Origin of the sequence: Nostoc sp. NMS4 (assembly GCF_017115095.1) — a bacterium.
GTDB lineage: Bacteria > Cyanobacteriota > Cyanobacteriia > Cyanobacteriales > Nostocaceae > Nostoc.
Window position 1 is genome coordinate 1 of record NZ_JABXKI010000068.1, and the last position, 8619, is coordinate 8619.

At 40.6% G+C, this 8619-nt stretch carries 13 protein-coding genes; 6 read left to right on the forward strand and 7 right to left on the reverse strand.

The genetic code is table 11. The annotated features are described in order from the left end of the window. Nucleotides 1–14: 14 nt before the first annotated feature. Genes HWQ37_RS03375 through HWQ37_RS03385 form a run of 3 tightly spaced genes read right to left on the reverse strand, consistent with a single transcriptional unit; the run spans nt 15 to nt 1111 of the window. Nucleotides 15–476, reverse strand: a complete 462-nt coding sequence (locus tag HWQ37_RS03375) for a ferredoxin (protein ID WP_292743758.1) — start codon at nt 474–476, stop codon at nt 15–17. Then, on the reverse strand, nt 476–862 hold the full coding sequence (locus HWQ37_RS03380) for a DUF1257 domain-containing protein (RefSeq protein ID WP_292743760.1): 387 nt from the start codon (nt 860–862) through the stop codon (nt 476–478). Before HWQ37_RS03380 ends, HWQ37_RS03375 begins: the two co-directional genes overlap by 1 nt. A 39-nt stretch (nt 863–901) precedes the next feature. Continuing rightward, nucleotides 902–1111 (reverse strand): DUF2997 domain-containing protein, encoded by a 210-nt coding sequence (locus HWQ37_RS03385; protein WP_292743762.1) that lies wholly within the window; start codon nt 1109–1111, stop codon nt 902–904. A gap of 336 nt (nt 1112–1447) precedes the next feature. On the opposite strand from HWQ37_RS03385, the gene HWQ37_RS03390 reads away from it, so the two are divergent. Continuing rightward, nucleotides 1448–1615 carry a hypothetical protein gene (locus HWQ37_RS03390; RefSeq protein WP_292743765.1) on the forward strand — a complete coding sequence of 56 codons (168 nt, stop codon included), beginning with the start codon at nt 1448–1450 and terminating at the stop codon, nt 1613–1615. Nucleotides 1616–1764: 149 nt separating this feature from the next. On the opposite strand, the gene HWQ37_RS03395 is transcribed toward HWQ37_RS03390, so the two are convergent. The 3 genes from HWQ37_RS03395 to HWQ37_RS03405 form a co-directional block, all read right to left on the reverse strand. Continuing rightward, nucleotides 1765–1902, reverse strand: a complete 138-nt coding sequence (locus HWQ37_RS03395; RefSeq protein ID WP_292743768.1) for a hypothetical protein — start codon at nt 1900–1902, stop codon at nt 1765–1767. Nucleotides 1903–2160: 258 nt separating this feature from the next. Continuing rightward, nucleotides 2161–2409: a DUF4926 domain-containing protein gene (locus HWQ37_RS03400; protein WP_292743770.1), complete on the reverse strand. Its 249-nt coding sequence runs from the start codon at nt 2407–2409 to the stop codon at nt 2161–2163. Between the two features lie 132 nt (nt 2410–2541). Beyond that, the gene (locus HWQ37_RS03405; RefSeq protein ID WP_292743773.1) at nt 2542–3636 is read right to left on the reverse strand and encodes a GTP pyrophosphokinase; all 1095 of its coding nucleotides are present in this window, start codon (nt 3634–3636) and stop codon (nt 2542–2544) included. A 40-nt stretch (nt 3637–3676) separates the two neighbouring features. Between HWQ37_RS03405 and HWQ37_RS03410 the strand changes: the two genes are divergently transcribed. The 5 genes from HWQ37_RS03410 (at nt 3677) to HWQ37_RS03430 (ending at nt 7478) form a co-directional block, all read left to right on the forward strand. Next, nucleotides 3677–3931, forward strand: coding sequence for a UPF0175 family protein (locus HWQ37_RS03410; protein WP_292743776.1), 255 nt, complete (start codon nt 3677–3679; stop codon nt 3929–3931). Nucleotides 3932–4088: 157 nt separating this feature from the next. Continuing rightward, complete coding sequence (locus tag HWQ37_RS03415) at nt 4089–4940, forward strand: ABC transporter ATP-binding protein (protein ID WP_292743779.1); 852 nt, start codon at nt 4089–4091, stop codon at nt 4938–4940. Beyond that, entirely contained in the window at nt 4897–5751 is an 855-nt protein-coding gene (locus tag HWQ37_RS03420) for an ABC transporter permease (RefSeq protein ID WP_292743782.1), read from the forward strand. The genes HWQ37_RS03415 and HWQ37_RS03420 overlap by 44 nt, the downstream gene beginning before the upstream one ends. A 19-nt stretch (nt 5752–5770) precedes the next feature. Next, entirely contained in the window at nt 5771–6244 is a 474-nt protein-coding gene (locus HWQ37_RS03425) for a MarR family winged helix-turn-helix transcriptional regulator (protein ID WP_292743785.1), read from the forward strand. Beyond that, nucleotides 6210–7478, forward strand: a complete 1269-nt coding sequence (locus HWQ37_RS03430; RefSeq protein ID WP_292743787.1) for an MFS transporter — start codon at nt 6210–6212, stop codon at nt 7476–7478. Before HWQ37_RS03425 ends, HWQ37_RS03430 begins: the two co-directional genes overlap by 35 nt. Nucleotides 7479–7799: 321 nt before the next feature. Here the strand turns inward: HWQ37_RS03430 and HWQ37_RS03435 are convergent, their stop codons facing one another. Further along, a complete protein-coding gene (locus HWQ37_RS03435; protein ID WP_292743790.1) occupies nt 7800–8261 on the reverse strand; it encodes a hypothetical protein in 462 nt (153 codons plus the stop codon). Nucleotides 8262–8619 lie beyond the last annotated feature (358 nt).

Genomic DNA, 8619 nt, shown 5'->3' on the forward strand with positions numbered 1-8619 from the left:
TTAACGTTTTTATCTTAATAACGGGATTTTTTGGTTTTTAACTTTTGCTTTTTACGCCGACGTTCGCTAGCAGCAACTGCGTGTTCTACCGGATAACCCACTACAGGAATTACCTGATATTTGCGCTCTTCTTCTAACTTTTTCATTTCAGTGTAATCAACCCAGTGAATGCAATCAACCGGACAAGTGTCAATTGCTTCTTGGATAATTTCTTCAGCGTCCCCATCTTGCCGAACTACGCGCGATCGCCCGTAATCTGGTTCAATATAAAAAGTGTTACGCGCAACATGAGCGCAATGTTTGCAACCAATACAGGTGATTTCGTCAACATAAACCCCATTTTGGCGCAGCACACCACCTAATTCCGGTTCCAAACCAGAACGTTCTGGAGCATCCCGTAAAAAACCCCCTAATTCTGGTTCCAAACCCGAACGGTTCTCTTCTTGTTCTTCCGGCGACGGCAGAAAATCAGCCATTACGCACTCCAGCGCTGTACTACCAGGCGAATTGAACCATCTTCATTTTTTTGTTGTTCAGAAACTTGAAAACCAACACGAGTGGTTTCTTTGACAACTGTTTGATAAGCATAGCGCTGTGTTACCTGGCGCAAAAATCCATCTACAGACAAATCTTGCTGCCAATATTGCAAATCAGCCACCAGTTCATATTCTTTGCCATTCCATCTAAAACCGATGTCATAGCCATTTTCCTGCTCAATACTAACTTCCGCAGGATGGGTTTGACCGCGATAGCCACGGACTTCACGTGGGCCGGGTTTCCAGTCTACGCCCAATTCAGTCAAAGCATCTTTCAAAGAATCAAGGTTACGGATTTGAGTCTTAATTTGGCTAAAGTGTGACATGGTGGTTGTGAATTAATAACACTAAACTACTGTGAAAACTTACCAATCGCTGTAAGTGCTGTGTGTATTCGCCATATTAGATTGCTGCACCTTGGCGGCGAAATATTCTGAGGTTGGCTCATGATTAAGTACTTGCCCCAACTGTGCCTCTATTGCTGCTGTAACCTCAGCGCAAGAAGCACCCACAATACCTGTGACTTTCTCTTGTACCCGACCGTCTGGATAAATTATGAACTCTAATGTCTCCATTCTTTTGGCCAACCAGGATAAGTACGCTTAAATTGTACTGCCTTAGCAGAAGGCTACAAATATAGCCGTAGGAACATTTTTAGATACAAACTTGCCATTTGTTAACTAATGTTCCATGTTTCAACATATATATCTCAGAATCTTTACAAAACTTATTAATATTATAAGCACATACATCAGTATTTAGTTAGTTTCTCTTAACCTCATTGATTAGTCAAGGTAACTACTGAAGCTAGTTAAGTAAGCTGCAAAAGCCCTAAAAATAAGCATTAGAGGTATTATAGCCAGCTAGTTGAGTTATAAAAATATAGAAATTATTAAAAAAACTTTATCATTATGATTAAGTTTGTCCTAGTTATTCCAGGGTTTCCCACAAGCAAGATAGTTGCGATCGTGAGCGCTGTATATAGTCCGGGTTCAGCAGTCATAATGCGATCGCTAGCTTTATACTTAATTGAAACATCTGTTTGGTGTAGCAAAATATTATTCTGCTTGACTAGGTAACAGCCTCAAATCACCTTCCGCAGCAATTATCTCACTTCCAAATAACTAAGTGCTGATACCGCAGGTGCATATTCAGCAATTAACTCTCTCAATTGGGCGTTTTCTGGTTGAGCAGAATATATAATAATATTGCTATCAAGCAGCACGTTTTATCGTCCCGGAAGTGAACGGTCTTGACGAGTTTCTTGCTGCCAAGTAACTGGATCAACATCAGCTAAAGCTTGACTCACAGCAAGTTTTTCTAATATTTCAGCCATTCTTCGTCCCCGTGCTTGTTTATCTATCACTCATTCATTTTCCAGCAATGTCACATGAACTGGAATTTGTTGCTCTCCCAATGTAGGTACATCATCAATCCACTCTAAACTACTTCCTTTCAACCAAGCTCTGAATGTTTTTAGCATTATTTCGCTCTCTACTTTTTATCTATCTTGGTATGGCTCTCAAAACTACAATATACAATAAGCGATCGCCAGATTCTCTATATTTATGTGCGTAAGGGTAGCCCATCATAAATCTCATTAGCATCTGCGTTTTTATATCGATTACGCTGGCATCATTTCCGAGACTGAATCAGGAGATGTTGGCTCAAAATGTAACACCATAATTTGCTCTGGGCGTAAACCGACAGATTCATAAGTGCGACCATTGCGATCGCTAAATTCAACCTCAAATGCAGCGCCATAAGCTAATAATTCTACTACTGTGCCAACTTGCCCACGGTATAAGTTGTATTCAGGCAGATCAGCTGTCAGTGCTACTACATCCAGCAACCCAATTCTACTTTTATTCATCTTGCATCACTTCCAAATACTTACAGAGAATTAAATCGCTTAGGATTGCTATAGAGCCTTCCATATTCTCAAAAATCTCATGCAAACAAAAGATTGTATAGTAAGCAATCTCATTGCCTCAAATCATAAATCTTACGGATTTATATCTTTATATGTTTTCAAAATCCGAGCAGCAAGTTGTTTAAATTGTTCTTCAGTACCTATATTAAGAGGAAAAAACTTAAGGCGATATATTATATCAGGCACATCCCCTATCAAAGCTAATTTGATATAACAAAGATATATGAATGCTACTTCACAAGTAATAAAGCTAAAGTTATTTCTATTGCTTCCACTAATCCATAACACAGCAAAGTCTATAATTTTGTCTCTATATTGTTCTAAATCTATTTTGATTTCCTCAATATTAGAGAAACCTGAAAAAATTAATCGCTCAATTATATCCGATTCAACACCTTGATTTTCGTGGAGAGGTACATTTATTTTGGTAGATATAGTTTTACTTATTTGTTTAACTAAAGGTTCTCTTTGTATAAACTCCTTAATTGACTCTATATCAATTCTTACATTATTCAAATTATTTTGATTTATACTATCTTCTATCTGACCTTTGTACTCCTCAATGTCATTACGAATATGTTTAAATTCTTCATCAGCAAGTTCGAGAAGTCCCGCAAGACGATAAAATCTTCGCTGAATTGGTTGGGGAGGTGAATTTTTGCTTTTGTATCCAAGCTGATGTTCTATCTCAGCCCAAATATGCTGAAGATTTGAACGAATTTGTATTTCAAAACGAAAATCTGAAATTAAAGTATTTTCAGGTAACTGACCTCGATTATCAGACAAAGAAGCTACATAATGAAGTGAAAGATAGCCAAAACTATTGGGTTCTAGAGCTTTTCTTTTATCAATAGAATTTTGCTCATCTATATTAAATTCAGATTCAATAATTTTGGCAACTTCATCAACAGTATCAGCATAAAGGGTGATGACTCGAAACCCAACGATATCAGTTATATCTCTTAAATAAGAGTACTTGTTTTTACGCTCTATTTTCTTGCTAAGGCTATCCTTTAATTTTATTCTTGAACTTATAGTATGAATATTTGCTTTATTTGGTTCTAAAAGATCGTTTAAAAGTTCTTTTACCTTTGCTTCAAGTTTTTGGAGTATTCTCAGGCTGTTATCATACTCATTGAGAATGTTGTTCTGCACGTTATCAGTCATGGTTATCCGGTTCAGTATAGTGATAGAGAGGATTGTAATTATGAGCGTCGTCATTCCTAATGAAATATTAACCGTAACTCGGATGACTGAAGGCGAAATGAAACAGGAAATTGCGGTGATGCTCTTTCAAAAAGAAAAGTTAACCCTTGCTCAAGCCAGCCGGCTTGCAGGGATGAATCGTATAGCATTTCAGCATCTACTCGCAAGTCGTCAAATTTCAGTGCATTACGGGGTGGAGGATTTTGAACAGGATATCAATAACTTGAACTTGCGGGCGATGGGTAGACTGCGATAATTGTCAGTTATACTTCACCCATCAATAACCTCGCCGCCACTCTACTGAGTTTCTTTTTACTCTGATTCAAATTTATGCCATTCGTCTATTGACTTCTGGTAAATCTATTGAGAAGCTAATAGTTAGATTTACTAATTAATCGAAGTGCATCAAACTTGTGACAATACTGACGGGAAAAATAAATCGATCGCAACCTCAAGAAGAACCAAAACCGCTAATTCTGGAAACTCAGGGACTCACACGCCGTTTTGGGAAGTTAACCGCAGTTAATAACCTGAGCATATCTGTGCAACAAGGCGAAGTATTTGGACTGCTTGGCCCCAATGGCGCAGGGAAAAGTACAGTTATTAAGATGTTGACAACCTTACTGCCTATCAGTGCAGGGAAAGCAACCTTAGCTGGCTATGATGTGACTCGTCAACCTAATCCTGTGAGGCGGGCTATCGGCTATGTCCCCCAGGCGCTGTCTGCTGATGGTAGTCTCACGGGTTACGAAAATCTCTTAATCTTCGCCAAGCTGTATGGAATACCTGCCAAAGGACGCGATCGCCGGATCTATGAAATTCTAGAATACATGGGTTTGCAAGATGCGGCGAAACGCTTGGTACGAAACTACTCTGGTGGGATGATCCGCAAGCTGGAAATTGGCATATCAGTTCTACATCAACCCCAAATTCTGTTTCTTGATGAGCCAACTGTCGGGCTAGATCCCATCGCTCGAACTCAAGTATGGCAACTTGTACTACAACTCTGTGCTGATTACGGCACAACTATATTTTTAACAACCCACTTTTTAGAAGAAGCAGATAGCTTATGTAACCGAGTAGCGATTATGCAGCAAGGTGAAGTCGTTACTACAGGTACACCAAACGACTTAAAAGCCTCATTAGGTAAGCCTAACGCAACTTTGGATGATGTCTTTATTCACTATACAGGCGACCAGTTAACATCAGGAGTGAACTACCGTGACACAGCAAGAACCAGACGTACTGCTCAACGGTTGGGTTAAATCACCACCCACTGTCCGAGTAAATATCATCTCTGCAATCAAAGAGCTAGTTGTGAAAACCTTAGCGATCGCAGAATTGGAAGTGCGTAAACTCCGCCACGATCCCACTGATTTAGTAGTTCGAGCTGTGCAACCAGCATTATGGCTGCTGATCTTTGGGCAAGTTTTCTCGCGGACTCGCGCGATTCCTACAGGAAACTTACCCTATTTAGACTTCATTTCTGCTGGCATCTTGGCTCAGAGTATTTTGTTTGTGGCAATTTTCAGTGGTGGAATGACGCTAATCTGGGAACGAGATTTAGGGATTGTCCATAAATTTTTAGCTAGTCCTACGCCCCGTGTAGCGATGGTGTTGGGAAAAGGTCTAGCCTGTGGGGTACGGTGCTTATCTCAGGTAATATTCATTTACGGATTGTCATTTTTATTAGGTGTCAAACTAAATCTTCATCCTTTAGCTATTCTCCAGGTACTAGTGATAGTCATGCTGGGGGCGGGTTCTTTTTGTATTTTCTCATTAATTATTGGCTGTTTGGTAAAAAGCCGAGAAAGGATGACGGGTATTGGACAATTGTTAACCATGCCGTTATTTTTTGCTAGCAATGCCATTTATCCGATTTCGTTGATGCCCAATTGGTTAAAGTTCATTTCCCATTTAAATCCCTTAACTTATGAGGTTGACGGCTTACGCGGCAGTATGTTGTTAAACGGCACTAGCATCTATGGCTTTGGTCTGGATTGTACAATTCTCTTATTCACATTAATAATTTTGGCCATCATTGGTGGAAAACTTTATCCACGGGTGGCCATGTAACTAGGAGAACAACAAGCCCATGACCTTGGATAAACCTAATCAAGGTGCAACTTCCGAAGAATGTGCCGCTAGAGTAATGGAAACAGTGCCATTGATGATGCGGTTTATCCGAGCGGATATGCGTGCCCATAGTGCCGCTTTTTTATCTATACCTCAATTGCGATCGCTAGCATTTATCAACCGCAATCCTGGGGCTTCATTATGTGAGTTGGCAGAGCATTTAGGTGTCACCTCAGCCACGGCATCAGCAACTATAGAACGCTTGGTACAACGCGACTTCGTGCAACGGATTGCTCATCCTAAAGAGCGGCGGCGGGTGCTGCTCAATTTAACTGAAGATGGAAAACATCATCTCAAGCAATCCCAAGATCAAACTCGCGCTCATATTACCGACTTGCTAAAAGGTCTGACAGAAGACCAAATTTCCAACATTGAAGAAGGCTTAACTCTACTAAAAAATGTCTTCGAGAAAACAGAACTCAAAGCCCCATAACTTTGAGGTTGCACAGCACGATCCCTTTGCAGCCTTTAAGTTTCGAGACTATCGGCTATTTACCATCGGACGGCTAGTGCTGTTCGTGGGGTCGCAAATGCAAACTGTAGCGATTGGCTGGGAACTCTATGAGCGGACTAACTCAGCGATCGCTTTAGGTGGTGTAGGACTGGCCCAAGTATTGCCAATGATTGCTCTCACCTTGATTACCGGACATGTGGCCGATCGCCGCGATCGCAAACTCACCATGTTACTCTCGGTAATGCTACTAGCTCTCTGCTCCCTAGCTTTAGGAGTACTTTCCTATACTCAAGGTGCAATTTTTCTAATTTACGCCTGTTTGGTATTAACAGGTGTCGCTAGGGCATTCCTCAAACCTGCCAGTGATGCTCTGATGTGGCAGTTGATACCTGTCAGTGCATTTACCAATGCAGCCACCTGGAATAGTAGTAGCTTTCAGTTAGCCGCAGTTATCGGCCCAGCCTTCGGAGGATTTGGGATTGCGCTATTGGGAAGTGCTACAGGAGTTTATGTATTAGCTGCGATCGCCGCGTTACTATGTTTTATTTTAACGCTGGCGATCAAAGAGCAAAAAAGTATTCGCACAACTGAGCCAATCTCACTCAAAGCGTTGTCAGCCGGTGCTAAATTTGTCTGGCAGAATCAGTTGATTTTAGCAGCGATCACATTAGATATGTTTGCTGTATTGTTGGGTGGTGCGATCGCATTGCTACCCATCTTTGCCAAAGATATTTTGCATGTGGGGCCAATAGAATTGGGATACTTACAAGCAGCCCATTCCATCGGTGCTTTGACTATGGCCATTACCCTAGCGTATTTACCACCGTTACGCAAAGCAGGCCCAGCTTTATTGTGGTCAGTGGTTGGCTTTGGGGTTGTCACAATTATCTTTGGACTTTCTCGTTCCTTTTGGCTGTCGATGTTGATGCTGATCCTTGGTGGCGCACTAGATAGCATTAGCGTTGTAATTCGCCATACATTAGTTCAAATCAGAACACCAGATCATTTGCGTGGTCGGGTTGCTGCTATTAATAGCGTGTTTATTAGTGCCTCCAATGAATTAGGGGGCTTTGAGTCTGGGTTGACAGCAGCTTTATTTGGCCCAGTGATTTCCGTTGTGGGTGGTGGAATTGGCACAATTGTAGTAGTGATTGCTACAGCTATGATTTGGCCAGGAATTCGCAAGTTAGGGGCTTTGCAGGAATATAAATAAATTTAAAATGGAAGTATTAGATGATGGAGTTATATCCACTACTAAGTCTTCCATAGATAATAAAAACCCCATGCTATGCAAAAGCTACAAAATTATAATTGTTATCTCTTGCTAGGATGGGATTTTTGTTTAGTGGAAGTTGCATATAGCGTTTACTAATCACATGAGCTACATCATAGTCCCCTCCTCGCTTGCGGGGAGGGGGTTGGGGTTGAGGTTCTTGTACCTCACTCAACTGAGAACCGCTATATCGCTTAATTAAGAGGTAGACAAACCCAGAGTTTTAGGATTATGTCTAACTTAAATTTACCAATTGCCACACTAAGCAGTTGGGCTACTACCAATATTTGGTATACTGCCTCCGGTTGGAATACCAAAGTTAGAAGGGTTGAAGTTGCCTTCAGTTGGAATACCAAAGTTAGAAGGATCGAAGCTATCAGCCGTTGGAATACCAGAGCTACCTAAACTAAAGCTGCCTTCTTTTGGAATACCATACTTAGCAGGATCAAAGCTTTCAGCCGTTGGGATGCCATACTTAGCAGGATCGAAACTGCCTTCTTTGGGAATTCCATACTTAGTAGGATCAAAGCTTTCAGCCGTTGGGATGCCATACTTAGCGGGATCGAAACTGCCTTCTTTAGGAATTCCATACTTATCAAAATCGAAGCTGTCAGCCGTTGGGATGCCAAAAGCGCCTTCAGGTGCGAAAGGATCGCTGAGGTTGCTAGCCTGACCACCACTATTAACGGTATTACCAAAAACAGAATTTGAATCAGATGCCATTAGAGTTTATTCTCCTATTAGGACATAAATTTTGCGTAATCAAGAAATGTCAGGAAGGCACAATTAAGCTTCCTTCGTAACTTTTTTTAGTTGTTAATCTTGAGCTTTTCGGACTGAATTACAGAGTGCCTTTATGAAACTTACTGACCAAAAAAACTGTAATTAACGCTAGTTTCATAAAAAATATACAAAAGTTAACTTAGTTTTTACAATGAAAAATCTTTAGATGCTTGTGTCAAATCTTTAGATACTTTTTCTATTGAAATTTGCAGGGTAAGTTCATTGAAATTTGTATAAATCGGACTTGACAAATGGGCATTATGAATAAAAAGACTACAATGTTATCTTTGAAAATTTC

Coding starts and splice junctions, on each gene's coding strand:
- HWQ37_RS03375 (WP_292743758.1), bottom strand. CDS start 476: ATGGCTGATTTTCTGCCGTCGCCGGAAGAACAAGAAGAGAACCGTTCG.
- HWQ37_RS03380 (WP_292743760.1), bottom strand. CDS start 862: ATGTCACACTTTAGCCAAATTAAGACTCAAATCCGTAACCTTGATTCT.
- HWQ37_RS03385 (WP_292743762.1), bottom strand. CDS start 1,111: ATGGAGACATTAGAGTTCATAATTTATCCAGACGGTCGGGTACAAGAG.
- HWQ37_RS03390 (WP_292743765.1), top strand. CDS start 1,448: ATGATTAAGTTTGTCCTAGTTATTCCAGGGTTTCCCACAAGCAAGATA.
- HWQ37_RS03400 (WP_292743770.1), bottom strand. CDS start 2,409: ATGAATAAAAGTAGAATTGGGTTGCTGGATGTAGTAGCACTGACAGCT.
- HWQ37_RS03405 (WP_292743773.1), bottom strand. CDS start 3,636: ATGACTGATAACGTGCAGAACAACATTCTCAATGAGTATGATAACAGC.
- HWQ37_RS03410 (WP_292743776.1), top strand. CDS start 3,677: ATGAGCGTCGTCATTCCTAATGAAATATTAACCGTAACTCGGATGACT.
- HWQ37_RS03425 (WP_292743785.1), top strand. CDS start 5,771: ATGACCTTGGATAAACCTAATCAAGGTGCAACTTCCGAAGAATGTGCC.
- HWQ37_RS03430 (WP_292743787.1), top strand. CDS start 6,210: ATGTCTTCGAGAAAACAGAACTCAAAGCCCCATAACTTTGAGGTTGCA.
- HWQ37_RS03435 (WP_292743790.1), bottom strand. CDS start 8,261: ATGGCATCTGATTCAAATTCTGTTTTTGGTAATACCGTTAATAGTGGT.